Raw genomic sequence first — 17,480 nt, forward strand, 5'->3', positions numbered from 1 at the left:
ATCTTCCGGCCCAGGTGCATCGACGAGGAAGTTGTTATGCGTGTCGCAATCGTTCACGACTGGTTGTACGTCGTCGGCGGGGCCGAACGCGTTCTCGAGCAGCTGCTCAGGATCTACCCGAACGCCGACGTTTTCACGCTGTTCGATTTCCTGCCCCCGGCGGACCGCGCCCGGATCGGCTACGATCAATCGCGCACGAGTTTCCTGCAGCACATGCCCTTCGCGCGCAGGCGGCACCGGGCCTACCTGCCGCTGATGCCGATCGCGATTGAGCAGTTCGATCTCTCGGACTACGACCTCATCATCTCGTCGAGCTACGCCGTGGCCAAGGGCGTGCTGACCGGTCCCGACCAGCTCCACATCTCGTACATCCACTCACCCATGCGCTACGCCTGGGACCTGCAGCACACCTACCTGCGCGAGAGCGGCTGCGACCGGGGCCTCAAGGGCGCGCTCGCCCGCATGGTCCTGCACCGGATGCGCCTGTGGGACGTGCGCACGGCCGCCGGGCCCAACGCGATCGTAGCCAACTCGGCCTTCGTCGCCCGGCGCATCCACAAGGTCTACGGCCGCAGGGCCGAGGTGATCCATCCGCCGATCACCCTGTCGAGCGACCGCTTCGACGGCGCACGCAGCAACCACTTCCTCGTGGCGAGCCGGCTCGTTCCCTACAAGAACGTGGAGGCGGCGATCCGCGCCTTCGCGCTGCTGCCCGACCTCCACCTCGTGGTGGCCGGCAGCGGCCCCGATGCAGAGCGGCTGCGCGAGATCGCCGGGCCCAACGTCTCCTTCACGGGCTTCGTGTCGGACGAGGGGCTGCGCCGGCTCATGGCCACCGCCCGCGCCTTCATCTTCGCGGCGGAAGAGGATTTCGGGATCATCGTGCTGGAGGCCTCCGCAGAGGGCACGCCGGTCCTCGCCCTCGGCCGCGGCGGCGCCCGCGAGACCGTCCAGGCGCGCGGTCCCCAGCGGTCCGGGATGTTCTTCGACAGGCCGGACCCGGAGGCGATCGCGGGCTGCGTGCGCGGGTTCATCCAGCAGGAACACAACTTCACCCGCGAGGCCTGCCGGGCCCAGGCCGACCAGTTCTCGGCCGAGCTGTTCCGGCTCCGGTTCTCCCGCTTCGTGGATGAGCAGATGGCCCAGCACCGGGCGGCCTGCGAGCCGCCGATGCGCATCCTGCCGCGCCTGGAAGCTGTGAGCTGACGCCGATGTCCATGTCGCTCATCACCGTCGATCACACCGATCGCCCCCCGGCCCGGGCCGCCGCGCAGGAGCAGAGCCGGGGCAGCCCTCTCGCCGCACCGCTCCTGCGGATCTGGCGACGGCGCTACCTGTTCGCGACGGTGTTCGTCGTGGTCCTCGGCCTCGCCGTGACAGCCCTCAAGATGATCGCGCCGCAATATGTGGCGTCCGGCTCGGTGATCGTCGCCGAGGCGGAGCCCGGCGCCCACAACGCCTCGATGGCCTGGATCCAGAAGATCGGCGATCCGGCCGACATCGAGAGCCAGATCCTGGTGATCCGCTCGCCGCGGCTGCTCCGGCTCGCCATCGACAGGGGCCTCGTCGCCCCCGTCCTGGCCGAATGCCGCACCGCCGCGACCGGCGGCAAGCCCGACACGATCTCCGAGAAGAAGGCCGCCGCCTGCGCGAAGCTCGTCGACGACCGCAACGCCTTGGTCGAGTACCTGCAGAAGCGCTACACCGTGATCAGCTCCGGGCGCTCCCGCATCATCACCATCGCCTACCGGTCGCCGCTGCCCGAGGTGGCGCAGACGATGACCAACGCGCTGATCGAGGCCTTCCTCGACGACCAGCGCGAAGCCCAGGCCTCCAGCCGCAAGGCGGCCTCAGACTGGCTCCACACGGAGATCAGCCAACTCGATTCCTCGATCCGCGAGGACGAGACCCGGATCCAGACCTTCCGCCGCCGCAAGGGCCTCCTGAAGGGCACCAACGCGCCGATCAGCGCCGAGCGCCTGAGCAGCATCAGCCAGCAGCTCGCGACCGCCGAGGCCGCCAAGGCCGACGCCGCCGCGCGCCTCGGCGAGATCGAGAGCCGCGGCGTGCGCGGCGCCGAGACCGCCCCGGCGGTCTTGTCGAGCCCGACCATCGTGTCCCTCAAGCAGCAGTTGAGCGGAATCGCCGCGCAACTCGCCAATCAGGGGACGTCCCTCGGCGCGAACCATCCGGCCATCCGAGCGCTCACGACCGAGCAGGCCAGCCTGCGCGGGCGCATTGACCAGGAGATCCGCAACGTCGCGCAGGGTCTGCGCAAATCCTACGACGCCTCGACCGCGCTCGCTCAGTCGCTGCGCGCCCAGCTCGAGACCGCCAAGACCGAGGCCGCCGCCGCCATGGACGACGAGGCCTCGATCGAGGGCATGGTGCGCAACGCCGAGATCAAGCGCAACCGCTACGCCGACCTGGTGAAGCGCGCGGGCGAACTGGAGACCGAGCGGCGCATCCTCACGGGATCGACGCGCCTCGTCAGCCTCGCCGAACTGCCGCAGGAGCCGTTCTCGCCGAAGCCCGTGCCGTTCCTGGCGGGGGGGTTCGTGCTGGCGGGCGTGCTGGCGGCCGCCGCGGCCCTGCTGCGCGACTTCACCGATCAGCGGGTCCGCAACGCGGCGCAGATCATGGCCGGCACCGGCGCCCCGGTCTTCGCGCAGCTGCCCTCCCTGGAATCGCCGGGTCTCGTCGGGCGCCTGTCCGACCGGCGCCGGGAGCTCGACCTGCCTGAGGCGCTGGAGCGCGCCCGGGTCGATCCGGTGATGCAGACCGTGCTGCGCAACCTGCACGCCCATCTCGTCCTGGCGGGGGGCGGTGCGTCCCGCCTCGTCCTGGTCACCTCGTCGAAGCCGCGCGAAGGCAAGTCCTTCACGGCCTTCGCGCTCGCCGCCGTCGGCGCCGCGAGCGGACGGCGCGTGCTCGTGATCGAGTGCGACCTGCGCCGGCCGAACTTCGATGCCTCGCTCGGCCTCGGGCGCGGGCCGGGGCTCGTCGGGGTGCTGCGGGGCGAGGTCAGCCCCGCCGAGGCGGTGGTCTCCACCGGACGGTACGACGTGATCCCGGCGGGGACGCCGACCTCGGACTCCACCGACCTGCTCATGAGCGGGCGCATGGTCGATTTCCTGCGCTGGACGCGCCGCTACGATCTCGTCCTCCTCGACAGCCCGCCGACCAGCCTGCTGATGGACGCCGCGATGCTCGCCCGCCATGTGGACGGCGTGCTGTGCTGCGCCCGCTACGGCCGCTCGCAGCTGTCGGACATCGTCGCGGCCGTGACGAACCTCCGGCAGGCCGGCGGAACCGTCCTGGGGATCGCGATGACCATGGTCCGGTCGGGCCGCCAGCCGACCTACGACGTGCTGCAGCTGCCCAAGCCGCGCACCGCCGAGGCCGCGTGATGACCGGGGCGCTGTCCGCCGATCGGGCCGAGCCGCATGGTTCCGGCGAACATCGACCGCTTGAAAGACAGGCGCTTTTCCCCTCCCCCTTGCGGGGAGGGGCCAGGGGTGGGGGTGGTGCAGAAGGCACCGCAACGCTCCATCCTGCACCACCCCCACCTCCAACTCCTCCCCGCAAGGGGGAGGAGAGAGCGTCCTCGGTGGCCGAGGCAGGACACGCGATACCGCCCCGCGTCCTGTTCGTCTCCCACACCGGAACGATGTCGGGGGCCGAGCTGGTCCTGCGCGATGCGGTGCGTCCCTGGGCCGGCTCCACGGCGTTCCTGTTCGAGGACGGGGCGCTGGCCGACGCCCTGCGCGGTGCCGGCCTCGCGATCCGCCTCGCCCGGCGGGGCACCGGCCTGTCGGGCCTGCGCCGGGATGCCTCGGTCCTGAAGGCGCTGCCGAAGCTCGGGCGCCTCGCCGGCCTCGCGCTGGAGATCGCCCGGGCGGCGCGCGCCTCCGACGTGGTCTACGCCAACTCGCAGAAGGCGTTCCTGCTCGCGGCGCTCCCCGCGCGCTTCGTCGGCCGGCCGATCATCTGGCACCTGCACGACATCCTCGACGGCGCCCATTTCGGCCGCGCCCAACGGATCGTGCAGGCGCGGCTCGCCAACCTGTGCGCGGCCCGGGTCGTCGTGCCCTCGCGGGCCGCCGCGGACGCCTTCATCCGGTCCGGCGGACGCGCGTCCCGCGTCGCCGTCGTGCCGAACGGGCTCGATCTCGACCGCGATCCCCGGTCGCCTTCGGAGCTGCGCGCGGAACTCGGCCTTCCGGCCGGCCCGCTCATCGGCGTGTTCAGCCGCCTCGCCCCCTGGAAGGGGCAGGATGTGGTGATCGAGGCGCTGGCGCAGATCCCGGATGTCCGCTGCATCGTCGTCGGCACGGCCCTGTTCGGCGAGGATGCCTACGCGGTGGAGCTGCGCGCCCGGGCGGCGGCCCTCGGCCTGTCGGAGCGGGTGCTGTTCCTCGGCCAGCGCTCGGATGTGCCCCGGCTGATGCAGGCGGTCGACGCGGTGGTGCATCCCTCCGTCGATCCCGAGCCCTTCGGCCGGACGCTGGTGGAGGCGATGCTGGCCGGCGTGCCGGTGATCGCCACAGACGCGGGCGCCTCCGCGGAGATCCTCGACGGCGGTGCATTCGGCACCCTCGTGCCGCCGCGCCGGCCCGACCGGCTCGCCGCGGCCCTCGCTGATCTGCTGGCCGACCCGGACGGCGTCGCCCTGCGCACTCAACGTGCCCGGGAGCGGGCGCTCGCTCACTACGGCGCGGCCGGCATGCAGCAGGCCCTCGCCGCCCTCATTCTCGAGACCGCCGCCCGCGCCTGACGGGCGCGTCCCACCGCGATCGGAGTTGCCGGAGCCGCCATGCCGCGCGTCCTCGTGAACATGCCGACCCAGTACGGCGGCCGCCCCTCGGGCGTCGCCCTCGTGGCCTTCCGGGTGATCGCCGGGCTGCTCGACCGGGGCACCTTCGCGGTCGTGCTGCGCTCGCCCTGGACGCGCGACCAGCTCCCGCCCGCGATCCGCGACCGCGTCGAGGTCGTCACCGTGCCGCGCCCGCGCATCATGCTGTTCGACGTCGTCCGGCAGGCCGTCGCCGTCCCGAAGCTGTGCCGCGCGCTGAACGTCGACCTCGTGCTCAACGCCGACCCCTACGGGGCGGCCTTCGGCGCGCGCGCGCGGGTCAGCGTCGTGCACGACCTCTACTTCCGCACGATGCCCGGCCGGAGCCGTTCGCGCGAAGCCCTGACCACCGATCCGATCTTCCGCTTCGTCCTGGCCAACAGCGCCCGGGTGATCACCGTCTCCGAATCGACGAAGACCGACCTGTGCCGGTTCTACCCCTTCGTCCGGAACCGCACCCACGCCGTCCCCTCGGCGGCGATGCTCGATCCGGAAGCGTACGATCCGGCGCCCGACCTGCCCGCGGGACCGTTCGTGCTGGCGGTCGGCAACGCCATGTACAACAAGAACTTTCCCACGCTCGCCCGGGCCGTGGCTGCCCTCGATCGACCGGAGATCGGCATCGTCCACGTGGGCGAGGATCCCGATGAGGCGATCGCCACGGCGCTGGACGACGCGCCGGTCCGCCTGACGCGCCTGTCCCGGATCAGCGAGGGCCGGCTCGCCGCGCTCTACCGGAACGCCCTGTGCCTGTGCGTGCCGTCCTTCTCGGAGGGGTTCTGCCTGCCCGTGCTGGAGGCGCAGGCGCTGGGCTGCCCGGTGATCTGCTCGGACCGGTCGGCGACGCCGGAGATCGCGGGCGCCGGCGCGCTGACCTTCGCTCCCGCCGATGCCGGGGCACTCGCCGCCTGCCTCACCCGCCTGCTCGACGAGCCGGGTCTGCGCACCGCGCTGATCGCGCGCGGGCACGACAACGTGCGCCGCTACGATTGGGCCGAGACCGCCCGGCGCTACGAAGCCCTGATGCTCGACGCGCTCCGCGACGCCGCGCGCGCGCAACCCGCGCAGGAGGTGCCCCGTGCGCATCCTGCACCTTAGCTCGCTCTACCCGCCCGAGCAGGTCGGCGGCGCCGAGCTGATGGTCGAGACGCTGGCCCGCACGCAGGCCGGGCTCGGCCACGCCGTCGCGGTCGCCTGCGCGGCGCGCGAGGCGGCGGGGCCGGTCCAGCAGGACGGCGTCACGGTCTACCGAACCGGCTACGGCACGCCGTTCCACATCCTCGACTGGCCCGAGCACGGGCGCCTCGACCGCCTGCGCTACAAGCTGGCGACCCAGTGGAACCGGCAGACCCTCGTCCGGATGGCCGCCGCCGTCCGCGATTTCGCGCCGGACGTCGTGAACACGCATTCGCTCTCGGAGCTGCCGCCGGCGCTCTGGCCGATGCTGGCCAGGCTCGGCGTGCCGGTGGTGCACACGCTCCACGACTTCACCAGCCTCTGCACCAACGGGGCGATGACCCGGCACGGGACGGCCTGCGCCGGCCAGCACCTCAAGTGCCGGCTCTATGCGGAACCGCATCGGCGCTGCCAGCGTGCGGTCTTGGCCGTCGCCGCCGTGGGGACGGATCTCCTCGACCGGCATATCGCCGCCGGCTTCTTCGATGCGGTGCCGCTGTCCCTGCGCCGGGTCATCTGGAACCCGATCCCGGCGAGCGCCCCTACCGCGCGGCGGAATCGGACCCCGGGCGAGCCGGTGCGGTTCGGCTATCTCGGCCGGATCGAGGCCGCGAAGGGCGCCGACACCCTGTTCGCGGCCTGCCGCGCCTTGCCGGCGCAGGGCTGGAGCCTCGCCGTGGCCGGGCGGGCCGTGGAGGGGCTCGACCGCTACCGCGCCCTGACCGAGAAGCTGCCCGTCTCCTTCCTGGGCTTTGCCGAGCGCGACACCTTCCTCGCCGGCATCGATTGCCTCGTGGTCCCGCCGGTCTGGGCGGAGCCCTTCGGCCGCACCGTGGCGGAGGCCTACGCCCGCGGCGTCCCGGTGATCGGCACCGCCATCGGCGGCATCGGCGAGCAGATCGGGCCCGGCCCCTGGCTGGTTCCGCCCGGGGATGAAGCCGCGCTGGCAGCCGCCATGGCGCGGATCATCGCCGAGCCCGGCCGCCTCGCGGAGGGTCTCGCCCGCGCCGATGCGATCCGCGCCGGCACCGACCCCGCCGCCGTGGCGAACGCCTACCTCGACCTCTATGCGGCGACCCGCGACGCCGCTCGTTCCGATCCGCTCCCCGCCCGCGCGGAGCACCCCCAGCTCAGCGAGTGCCGCCCATGATCACCGAGACCCTGTCCCCCGCCTATGCCCGGGTCCCGCCCGAGGCTTCCGCCACGGCCCCCCGCGACCGGGCGCCGGACGCGTCGGCCCTGCGCGCCGCGACCGGCCCCCTGCGGATCCTCCATCTGAGCGCCCTCTACCCGCCCTACATCGTGGGCGGCGCCGAGCGCTCGGTGGAGCACCTGGCCGAGGAGCTGGTCGCGGCGGGCCATACGGTGGCGGCGGCCTGCATCGCCCGGGAGCCGGAGCCCAAGAGCGTGCGCGGCGGCGTCACGGTCTACCGGATGGCCCACCACAACGATTTCTGGCTGGAGGATTGGCCCAAGGCGAGCCGCTTCGGCCGCGCCTGGGCGAAGCTCAAGCAGCAGTGGAATTTCGCCGTCGCGGCCGAGTTCGGCCGGGTGCTCGACGACTTCAAGCCCGACATCGTCAACACGCACTCGCTGCTCGACGTCTCGACCCTGGTCTGGCGCGAGGCGGCCAAGCGCAACATCCCGATCGTCCACACGGTCTGCGAGTACGACCTGATCTGCGGCAACGCCGCGATGTTCAAGAACGGCAAGCCCTGCGAGCGCTGGCACTTCGGCTGCAAGGTGGTGAATGCCGGCAAGCAGATCACCAACCGCGCGGTGGACGCGGTCGTCAGCGTCGGCACCGAAATCCTGAAGACCCATGTCAATCACGGCCTGTTCACGCATCTCGCGCCGGAACGCCGTCGCGTGATCTTCTACTCCTGCACGGTCCCGGAGGGTGACCCCGAGGCCCGCCGTCGGATCGACCGGACCGGCAAGCCGATGACCTTCGGCTATCTCGGCCGGATCAACACCGAGAAGGGCGTCGGCACGCTGATCGACGCCTTCAAGCGGATCGGCCCCGGCAATTGGCGTTGCCTCGTGGCCGGCCACGCGATGGACGACTCGATCGCGCGCTTCACGGCACAGGCCGCCGGCCTGCCGATCGAGTTCATCGGCTGGGCCAAGCCCGCCGACTTCCTCAGCGACATCGACGTCCTCGTCTGCCCCTCGTTCTGGGCCGAGCCCTCGCCGCGGACGATCTACGAGGCCTACACGATGGGCGTGCCGGTGATCGGCGCGGCCTCGGGCGGGATCCCCGAGCTGATCGGCGAGGACAATGCCGACTGGCTGTTCACCCCGGGCGACGATGCCGACCTCGCCGCGCGCCTGTCGGCCGTGATCGCCCGCGGCCGGGGCGACCTGCCGGACGAGCGCAGCTTCCAGCACGTGATCCGGGAATCCACTTCGGAGCGCGTCGCGGAAAAATACCTCGATCTCTATGCCGAGCTCGTGGCCGAGCGTCGGGCGGCCCGTTCGTGACCGCCGGCACGCCGACGCTCACCGAGGCCGCCGCGGCGGCCGACGCCTCCGACATCGTCCCGGGTCCGCCGTCGGGCGCGGAGGTGACCGGCCGTTCCTTCGCGGCGGCCCGCTGGGTGGCGCTCGCCTCCGTGGGCAACGTCGTCCTGAGCTTCGGCGTGTTCCTGGTGCTCGCCCGGCTGATCGCCCCGGCCGAGTTCGGGATGGTGGCGATCGCCGCCGTCTTCATCGACATCCTGCAGATCGTGGCCCGGTGCGGCCTGCCAGACGCCGTGGTGCAGCGGGCCGACCTCGACGAGGATTTCGCCGCCACCGCCTTCTGGGTGATGCTCGGTACGGGCATCCTCTGCGCGGTGGCGCTGGCGGCCTCCGCCGGCCCGATCGCCTGGATCTTCGATCTGCCGGAGCTGCGCCCGGTCCTCGGCGCGCTCTCGCTCTGCTTCGTCATCACGGCGGCCGGGGCGATCCACGAGGCGCGGCTGCAGCGCAGCTTCGGCTTCCGCAAGCTGGCGCTCCGGGCGCTCGGCGCCAACCTCGTCGGCGGGGCGGTCGCCCTGGCGATGGCCTATGCCGGCTACGGCGTCTGGAGCCTCGTGGTCCAGCGCCTCGTCGCCGCCACCGCCACGACGCTGCTCACCTGGGCGGCCTCCCGCTGGGTGCCGGCCCGCCGCCTCGACCTCGCGGCGGCGCGGACGCAGATCGCCTTCGGATCGCGGGTGTTCTGCACCTACCTGCTGCTCGTCCTGTCGATCCGCAGCCAAGAGGTGATCGCCGCGTATTTCCTCTCGGCCGCCGATATCGGCTACCTGCGCCTCGCGTGGCGCTGCATCGACCTCGTGAGCCAAGTGGCGGTGATCCCGCTCACGACCGTCGGCCTGACCACCTATGCCCGGCTGCAGGACCGGCCGGAGGAACTGGCGGCCGCCTTCCAGACCTTCACGGTGGCCTCGTGCTTCGTGGCGGTGCCGGCCTTCTTCGGCATGGCGGCGGTGGCACCGACCCTGATCCCGTTCCTGTTCGGCGACCAGTGGCACGAGGCGGCCCCGGTGCTGCGGATCCTGGCGCTGCTGGCCCCGGAATTCGTCGCGACCTCGATGCTGTGGATGATCTTCACCGCCCTTGGACGCAACGGCACGGCGCTCCGGCTCGCCGGCGCCCAGTTCGGCCTCGGCGCCGTGGCGGCCGTCGTGACGGCACCGCTCGGCCTCGTCGCGCTGGTCGCCGGCCACGTGGCCCGGGCCTATCTGTTCACGCCGGTCATCGTCTCGGCGGCGGGCCGGATCGTCCCGGTCGGCAACCGGCGGCTGGTCCGGACACTCCTGCCCGTCACCGCCTGCTCCGGCGCGATGGCGGCCCTCGTGCTGCTCATCCAGGACCCGCTCCTCGCGGCCCTGGGCGACCGGATCGGCCTGTTCGCCGCGGTGGGCGTCGGCATGCTGGCCTATGCGGCCCTCGCGCAGGTGTTCATGGCCGATACGGTCCGCAGCGCCCTCGGCTTCTTCCTGCGCCGGACCGCCTGATCTCCACCCTCCGCCAACCTTTGTAGGCCAGGATGGCGGCGGGGATTGGCGCGCTTCGAACGGATCGGACTCATGGCGGGACAGGCGATGCCGATGCGTGCCGAAGCTCCGGCGGTCTCCGCCGGGGCTCAGCGCGCGGCCGTCTTCCTGCTCGGCGCCGGCCTGCAATTCAACGTGCTGACGTCGAGTTTCGGGCTGCCGTTCCAGCGCCTGTCCGACCTGCTGCCGTTCCTCCTGATCCCCCTGCTGGGCCTGCGTCGGGCCGTCATCGCGGAGGCCCTGCGCAGCGCGGCGCCGCTTGCCGGAATCCTGGCCCTCGTCGGGATCTCGATGGTGCTAAAGGCGCACAAGCAGGCGGGCGACGTCTACCTGACGCTGGTGCTGCTGCTCTACACCGTGCAGGCCTTCATCCTGCTGGTCCTGTTCGAGGACACGCGGGTCGAGGACGCCTTCTGCGCTGGGCTGCTGGCGGGCATGCTGGGCTCCCTGGCGGTCCTGCTCCTCTCGTCCTCCGGCCTGCCGCTGGAGCGCTTCGGCCTCGCGGTCCCGTACGACGCGTTCGACGACGAGTTGAAGCTGTTCGTGGAGGACAAGCTGGGCGGCCTCTGGACCTCCGGCAACGAGACCGGCCACGTCTTCGCCCTGGCCGGCGTCGCGGCCCTGATCTTGAGCCTGCGCTACCGGCTGAAGGTCATTTACGTCCTCTATTTCGTCGCCCTGCTGGCGAGCTTCCCGCTGACCAACAACCGGGCCGGGCTGTTCATGCCCCTCATCGTGTTCGCCCTGCTGATGCGGCGCAATCTGAAAACCCCCATGGTCCTGGGCGTGCTGGGCGTCCTCGGCATCCTCCTCGTCGGATGGTCGCTGACGGGGGAACTGCCGCTGCCCGACAAGCTGGCGCAGGCGATCGAGAAGCGGTTCGGCGAGGATCACAACGTGTCGGAGAATTTCGACGAGCGGTTCCTCTCAGGGGTAACGGCGCTGCGTCTCGTCGCGGCCTACCCGTTCGGCGTCGGCGAGATCGCCCGCCGGGAGGAGTTGAAGGCGCTGACCGGCCTCGTGACGCCGCATAACGGCTTCGTCTCCCTCGCCCTACAGAACGGCGTCGCGGTCGCCCTGCTGCTGATCGCCGGGCTGGTGCGGATCCTGTCGGCACCCGGGCGGTTCGGCCCGTTCCTGTTCTACAGCGCCCTGTTCCTCATCCCGTCGATGATGTTCGAGGAACTTTCGGTCAACCAATACTTCCTGTTCTTCATGGCATTCATTCTGGCCTCGCTCGCGCGATCGCCCGGTGCAGCCCCACTGGAGGGACGCGGCCGCTGAAGGCCCCGAAGTTTGACGGATCGACCGTAATCCAGAGCATCCTGCACGGGTGCGCGCCACGGGTGAGGCGTCGACGGGCGGACGACCGGCGACAGTCCAGAGGCACGATTCATACGCTATCGTGAACACCAGCGCTGGCCTGTGACTATGGAGACGACTTGGCGAGCATTGGATTCACAGCCTTTTAGCATTTGCCATGCTCTAGTTATGCGTCAAGGATTGGACGCATAACATGCCGAGCGAAACGTCGAATGCGTGGGGCCGGGGCGAGCTGTACGAGACCCTGTGCCTGCTGGTCATCGGCGCCGGGATCTGGTTCGTCGGCGTGAACCTCGGGACCTTCGATTCCGCAAGCGACTTCATCTCCGCCTATCGGCTGAACGACCTGCTGATGCTGGCCGCCTGCATGGGCGTGGCCCTGTGCGGCGCGGTGGTGCGCAAATCGATCCTGCTGCGCCGCCTGATGCTGGAGCGCGACGCGGCGGCCGCGCAGGCCGAGGCGATCGCCCGCCACGACGGGCTCACGGGGCTGGCCAATCGGCGCCGCTTCATCGACGCGGTCACGCGGGCGCATGCCACGGTCGGGACCGAGCCGTCCTCGGCGGTCCTGTTGATCGATCTCGACCGGTTCAAGCCGGTCAACGACCTCTACAGCCACGCGGCCGGCAACGCGGTCCTCTGCGCCGTGGCCGAGCGGTTGCAGCAGCTCCTGCCCCCGGGCGGCGTGGCGGCGCGGCTCGGCGGTGACGAGTTCGCGATGCTGGTCCCGGTCGAGCACGGCAGCGAGGGGCTGACCCGCCTTGCCCAGGCGGTGATCGCTTCGATCTCCGAGCCGGTCTCGTGGAACCAGAACGACCTCAAGGTCGGCGCGACGGTCGGCGTCGCCGTGGTGGCGGCCGAGCACGCCGATTCCGACGCCGTCCTGCACGCGGCGGATCTCGCCATGTACCAGGGCAAGAAGGAGGGGCGCGGCAATTACCGCTTCTTCCGCAGCACCATGGACGAGGAACTGCGCGCCCGGGCCCGGACGGAATCGGAGCTGCGGGTCGCGATCGAGACGGGGGCGATCGAGCCGTTCTATCAGCCGGTCGTCTCGCTGCCCGAGAAGGACATCGTCGGCGTCGAGGTGCTGGCGCGCTGGCGTCACCCGGAGCGCGGCCTGATCGGTCCCGCGGAGTTCATCCCCGTGGCTGAGGAGACCGGGATGATCGCCGATCTCAGCTACAACTTGATCCGGCGCGCCTGCCTCGACGCCCGGGCCTGGCCGTCCCACCTGATCCTGGCGGTCAACATCGCGCCGCACCAGTTCCAGGACGCGTGGCTGGCCCAGCGCATCCTGGCGATCCTGACCGAGACCGGCTTCCCGCCCCAGCGGCTCGAAGTCGAGATCACCGAGAGCGCCCTGATCCAGGATCTGGAAGCGACGCGCGCGACGCTCCTGTCGTTGCGGCAGCTCGGCGTGCGCATCGCGCTCGATGATTTCGGCACCGGCTATTCCAGCCTCTATCACCTGCGCGAGTTGAAGTTCGACAAGCTGAAGATCGACCGGAGCTACGTCGACGCCATCACGATGAGCGATGAGCGCGCCAAGCTCGTCGACGCGATCATCAAGCTCGGCACCAGCCTCGGCCTCACCACGACGGCGGAGGGCATCGAGACCGATGCCAGCCTCGACTGGCTGTCCGACCAGGGCTGCCATTTCGGCCAGGGCTACCTGTTCGGCCGCGCCATGCCCAAGGCCGAGATGGACGACGTGCTCAAGGTGAGTGCGGAGACCTATCGGCCGATGCCTCTGCCCGAGAAGGCATTCGCGCGCGCCTCGTGATCCGGCGCCCGACCGCGTCCCGGTCGGGCACCCCCCGGCATCCGAAAGCCGGGGCGCGGACGCCGGTTCAGCGCGTGCCGCCGCTGGCGAAGATCACCTCGCCGGTCACCCAGCGCGCCGCGTCGGAGGCGAGGAACGCCACCACCTCGGCGATGTCCTCCGGCTGTCCGGCGCGGCCGAGCGGCGTCTGGGCAACGAGGCCGGTCTCCATCTCCGAGCCGGTGACGCCCGCCGCATGGGTGCCCTCGGTCACCACGTAACCGGGGCTGACCACGTTGACCCGGATCCGGCGCGGCGCCAGCTCGTTGGCGAGGACACCGGAGATCGCATTCACGGCGCCCTTCGTCCCGGTATAGACCGCCGAAGTCGGCATGTTGACGCTCGTCACGGCCGACGAGATGTTGACGATACTGCCACCGTCACCGAGATGCTTCGACGCCGCTCGCGTCACCAGGAGGACGCCCAGCACGTTGACGTCGAACAGACGACGGTACTGTTCCTCGGTCACGTCGCCGATCGCGGCGAATTCGTAGACGCCGGAATTGTTGACCAGGATGTCGAGCCGGCCGAACCGCTCGACGGCGGCCGCGATCAGGGCATCGGCCTCCGAAGCCCTGGAGACGTCGCCCGCCACGGCTACGGCCTTTCCGCCGGCGGCGGTGATCGCCTGGACGACGGCGTCCGCGCCCGCCCGGCTCGACGCATAGTTGACCACGACGGCCGCGCCGTTCCTCGCCAAGGTCTTGGCGATCGCCGCACCGATCCCCTTCGAGGCACCCGTGACGACGGCAACCTTCCCATCAAGCTTTGACATGTGCGCCAACCTTCTCCATGGGCCGGCCTCAGCTTGAGTGCCCTGATCCCATAGTTCGGGATTTCGGAACTAAGGAGTCGCAAGTCAAGCGCCGTCGAGACGAAACATGAGGCCGCTGTTCCATCCCGCGATCGAGGACGTCCAACCGGCGGCGATCCTCCACGCCTTGTCCGACCCGTCACGCGCGGCGATCTTCGCCCGGATCACGCGCGAGGGGTGCGTCGAGGCCTGCTCGGCCGTCGCCGCGCTCGGCGACAGGGTCATCCCGAAGTCCTCGCTGTCGAGCCACTTCAAGGTGTTGCGCGAGGCCGGCCTGATCCGCAGCGAACGCCACGGGACCGAACTGCGCAATCACTCGCGGGTTCTGGAGGTGGAGGCGCGCTTTCCCGGGCTCCTGACCGGCATCATGAACGCGTATGCACGGTCTCACCGCGACGAGAGCCCGTCGGCGTAACGCGACCTGCCAAAGGGGCCGCGATCCCCCGCCCCGGGCGCGCCGACGAGCACGACAGTCACGGGGACGCGGCGGCGACAGGCGACGTCGCCGGTGACGGCGTGGGACGCGTCGTCACGCAGCGGATCGTCTGCCCTGGCCTTCGGGTCGACGGGGATCCGCCGGGCCGTGGCGGCGGATCCTGCGCAGGGTGGGGAAGGGAGCGCGGCCGACGCGGCCGCGAGGTCCGCTCTCGACCGGCCAACCGGCCGCCCCTATGCGTGTTCCCCGGTTGCGACCCCGGGCGGCATCGCGCCGGTCGTCCGAAACCCCATATGTCGGGCATCGACGCGCCGTCGCGGATCACAGCATCATGGCCCCGAGCCCGATCGCCCTCATCGCTTCCGCCGCCCTGATCGGCGTGGTCGCCGCCGGAACCGGGGCGATCGTGATGCAGCAGAGCTCGGGCTTCAGCCATCCGCGCCGGGTCGGCGGCCCCTTCGCCATGGTGGATCTCGACGGACGTCCGGTGAGCCAGGCCGATCTCCTCGGCAAGCCGACCGCCCTGTTCTTCGGCTTCACGCATTGCCCGGAGGTCTGCCCGACGACGCTGGCCACCCTCTCGGGGGCGCTCGGCCGGATGGGCAAGGATGCGGACCGGCTCAACGTGGTCTTCGTCACCCTGGACCCCGAGCGCGACACGCCGGACTCGCTGCGCGACTACCTCGCGGCGTTCGATCCCCGGATCCGCGCCTTCGTGGGCACGCCGGATCAGGTCGCGCGCATGGCCGATGCCTACCACGTCGCCTACCGGCGCGTGCCCCTGAAGGACGGCGACTACACGATGGAGCATTCGGCGACCGTCGCGCTGTTCGACAAGACCGGCCGCATGGTCGGGGAGATCGGCTACGGCGAGGACGAGGACCGGACCCTCTCCAAGCTGATCACCCTGGCGCTGCCCGGCCAATGCGCCCCTGGCGGCGGGGCCGAGCTCTGGGCGACGAACGGCGCCACCGGCACCTGCGGGCCGCGGAGCTGAGAGCCCGTCTGCCCAGGCGACCTCGCGCACGTGCCCGCGATTGAAAGGTGCATTCCAATCTCTTCCCTCATCCTGAGGCGCCGGAGCGTAGCGGAGGCCGCGAAGGAGCCCTCCAGATACCGCAGCAATCCCTGGAGCCCTCCTTCGAGGCGGCTGCGCCGCACCTCAGGATGAGGTCGAGGGCGGGAGGGTATGGTCGAACAGGCTGCGGGCCGCATCCCAAGAAAATTGCGCCGCCGCGCCGCCCTGGCTACAGGGCGCCGCCGGCCGTGAGGGCTGGCCGATTCGCCGAGGCTCTCGCTTGATCACGCGTCGCGTCCTGACCGCCCTCGGGCTCCTCGCCCTCGCGCCATTCCCGAAGGCCGCGCGCGCCGCCGCCGGGCCGCGCCTGGGGCCGCCCGAGCCGATGGATCTCGACCGGTTGAAGGACCTCGCCCGGAGCCTGCGCGACCGGCCCTACGCCCCGCCGCCGGAGGCCCCGGCCTCGAAGGCGCTCGACGCCCTGACGTACGGGCCGCTGCAGGAGATCCGCTATCCGCCCGCCCGGGCGCTCTACGCCGACAGCCCATACCCGGTGACCTTCTTCCACCTCGGCAACTTCTTCCGGCACCCGGTGCAGATCTATGCGCTTGAAGGCGGGGAGGCCCGCCCGGTGCTCTACAGTCACGACCTGTTCACCTACCCGCCCGGCAACCCCGCCAAGGACGTGCCGGACGGCGCCGGATTTGCGGGATTCCGCTACCAGAAGTTCCCGGCCGGCCAGCCCGGGGACGACGGCGACTGGCTGGCCTTCCTGGGCGCCTCCTATTTCCGGGCGGCCGGCGACGGCGAGCAGTACGGTGCCTCGGCCCGGGGCATCGCCATCGACACGGCGCCGAGTCCCGGCAAGGTGGAGGAGTTCCCGGTCTTCACCCGCTTCTACGTCAGCCCGGCCGTGGAGGGCGCGGTCACGGTGCTCGCCCTGCTGGAGGGGCCGAGCCTGACCGGCGCCTACCGGTTCGTCGCCCGCAAGGCGCCGCACGTCGTCATCGACGTCGCCTGCACGCTCTACATGCGCAGGAGCGTCGAGCGCTTCGGCATGGCGCCGCTCACCTCGATGCTCTGGTACTCGGAGGGGATCAGCCGGTTCGCCGCCAGCGACTGGCGTCCCGAGGTCCACGATTCCGACGGGCTGCTGATGCAGACCGGAGCCAGCGAGCTGATCTGGCGCCCGCTCAACAACCCGCCCCAACTCAGCGTCAGCGCCTTCGCGGACCGATCGCCCAAGGGCTTCGGCCTGCTCCAGCGCGACCGGGTCTTCGATCATTACGTCGACGACGGTTTCGAGGAGAACCGGCCCGACATCTGGGTCGAGCCCCAGGGCGATTGGGGGCAGGGCAGCGTCCAGTTGATCGAGATTCCGACCCATCAGGAGACCGACGACAATATCGGCGCGCTGTGGGTGCCGGCCGATCCGCCGAAGGCCGGGGAGGAGCGCAGCTTCGCCTATCGCCTGCGCTGGACCGTGCAGGAGCCGGTGGCGACCGATCTCGCCCGCTGCGTCGCCACGCGGGCGACCAAGGCCTCCTGGCTCGCCGAGGCGGACCGACGCCCCGGCCGGGCCAACCTCGTGCGGCAATTCGTGCTGGAATTCGAGGGCGCGGCCCTGGCGGGTCTCGATCCCGAGAAGGCGACCGTCGCGCTGACGCTCTCGCGGGGCAGCGCCGAGGAGGTCGGCGACACCTGGGCGCCCTACGGCAAGCCGAGCCCCTGGCGGGTCTTCTTCAAGGTCTACGCCGAGGGACCCGAGCCGGTGGAGATGCGGCTCCAGCTGAAGGCGGGGGACAGGCTGCTCTCCGAGACCTGGGCCTACCGCTACGATCCGCAGGCGCCGGGCACGGTCCTCTAGCAGGCTGCTGCAAAAGTCGCTGGCCACTGGGCTTTGGGGATGATTCACTCTGTCGATGGCGTCGGTGGGGTGTGAGCGATGCGCGGGCGTGAAGAGGGATCGGCCAACCTGTTCAGCTACGTG

The 17,480-nt window shown here is 71.0% G+C and carries 13 protein-coding genes; 12 read left to right on the forward strand and 1 reads right to left on the reverse strand.

What is annotated here, in order from left to right:
* The first annotated feature begins 36 nt into the window (after window positions 1-36).
* The 9 genes from AAHG09_RS21460 to AAHG09_RS21500 all read left to right on the forward strand — a co-directional run bounded on the left by AAHG09_RS21460 (window position 37) and on the right by AAHG09_RS21500 (window position 13,183).
* Entirely contained in the window at window positions 37-1,206 is a 1,170-nt protein-coding gene (locus AAHG09_RS21460; protein WP_342109518.1) for a glycosyltransferase, read from the forward strand.
* 5 nt (window positions 1,207-1,211) lie between these two features.
* Window positions 1,212-3,410, forward strand: a complete 2,199-nt coding sequence (locus tag AAHG09_RS21465; protein ID WP_342109519.1) for a GumC family protein — start codon at window positions 1,212-1,214, stop codon at window positions 3,408-3,410.
* Window positions 3,411-3,670: 260 nt separating this feature from the next.
* Window positions 3,671-4,777, forward strand: coding sequence for a glycosyltransferase (locus AAHG09_RS21470; RefSeq protein WP_342109540.1), 1,107 nt, complete (start codon window positions 3,671-3,673; stop codon window positions 4,775-4,777).
* A 39-nt stretch (window positions 4,778-4,816) separates the two neighbouring features.
* Complete coding sequence (locus AAHG09_RS21475) at window positions 4,817-5,953, forward strand: glycosyltransferase family 4 protein (protein ID WP_342109520.1); 1,137 nt, start codon at window positions 4,817-4,819, stop codon at window positions 5,951-5,953.
* The gene (locus AAHG09_RS21480; RefSeq protein WP_342109521.1) at window positions 5,934-7,181 is read left to right on the forward strand and encodes a glycosyltransferase family 4 protein; all 1,248 of its coding nucleotides are present in this window, start codon (window positions 5,934-5,936) and stop codon (window positions 7,179-7,181) included. The genes AAHG09_RS21475 and AAHG09_RS21480 overlap by 20 nt, the downstream gene beginning before the upstream one ends.
* 110 nt (window positions 7,182-7,291) lie before the next feature.
* Window positions 7,292-8,515, forward strand: coding sequence for a glycosyltransferase family 4 protein (locus tag AAHG09_RS21485; protein WP_342109541.1), 1,224 nt, complete (start codon window positions 7,292-7,294; stop codon window positions 8,513-8,515).
* Entirely contained in the window at window positions 8,512-10,035 is a 1,524-nt protein-coding gene (locus tag AAHG09_RS21490; RefSeq protein WP_342109522.1) for a lipopolysaccharide biosynthesis protein, read from the forward strand. Before AAHG09_RS21485 ends, AAHG09_RS21490 begins: the two co-directional genes overlap by 4 nt.
* Before the next feature lie 93 nt (window positions 10,036-10,128).
* The gene (locus tag AAHG09_RS21495; RefSeq protein ID WP_342109523.1) at window positions 10,129-11,358 is read left to right on the forward strand and encodes an O-antigen ligase family protein; all 1,230 of its coding nucleotides are present in this window, start codon (window positions 10,129-10,131) and stop codon (window positions 11,356-11,358) included.
* A 232-nt stretch (window positions 11,359-11,590) separates the two neighbouring features.
* Window positions 11,591-13,183 (forward strand): putative bifunctional diguanylate cyclase/phosphodiesterase, encoded by a 1,593-nt coding sequence (locus tag AAHG09_RS21500; protein ID WP_342109524.1) that lies wholly within the window; start codon window positions 11,591-11,593, stop codon window positions 13,181-13,183.
* Between the two features lie 67 nt (window positions 13,184-13,250).
* Here the strand turns inward: AAHG09_RS21500 and AAHG09_RS21505 are convergent, their stop codons facing one another.
* Window positions 13,251-13,997 (reverse strand): glucose 1-dehydrogenase, encoded by a 747-nt coding sequence (locus AAHG09_RS21505; protein WP_342109525.1) that lies wholly within the window; start codon window positions 13,995-13,997, stop codon window positions 13,251-13,253.
* Window positions 13,998-14,103: 106 nt separating this feature from the next.
* Here AAHG09_RS21505 and AAHG09_RS21510 point away from each other — a divergent pair, with 106 nt between their 5' ends.
* From AAHG09_RS21510 to AAHG09_RS21520, 3 genes are all read left to right on the forward strand, one after another.
* Entirely contained in the window at window positions 14,104-14,451 is a 348-nt protein-coding gene (locus tag AAHG09_RS21510; protein ID WP_342109526.1) for an ArsR/SmtB family transcription factor, read from the forward strand.
* Window positions 14,452-14,803: 352 nt separating this feature from the next.
* Window positions 14,804-15,469 (forward strand): SCO family protein, encoded by a 666-nt coding sequence (locus AAHG09_RS21515; protein ID WP_342109528.1) that lies wholly within the window; start codon window positions 14,804-14,806, stop codon window positions 15,467-15,469.
* Between the two features lie 301 nt (window positions 15,470-15,770).
* Window positions 15,771-17,357 carry an OpgD/OpgG family glucan biosynthesis protein gene (locus AAHG09_RS21520; RefSeq protein WP_342109529.1) on the forward strand — a complete coding sequence of 529 codons (1,587 nt, stop codon included), beginning with the start codon at window positions 15,771-15,773 and terminating at the stop codon, window positions 17,355-17,357.
* The last annotated feature ends 123 nt before the right edge of the window (window positions 17,358-17,480 follow it).

Source organism: Methylobacterium guangdongense (genome assembly GCF_038442355.1).
Classification (GTDB): Bacteria; Pseudomonadota; Alphaproteobacteria; order Rhizobiales; family Beijerinckiaceae; genus Methylobacterium; species Methylobacterium guangdongense.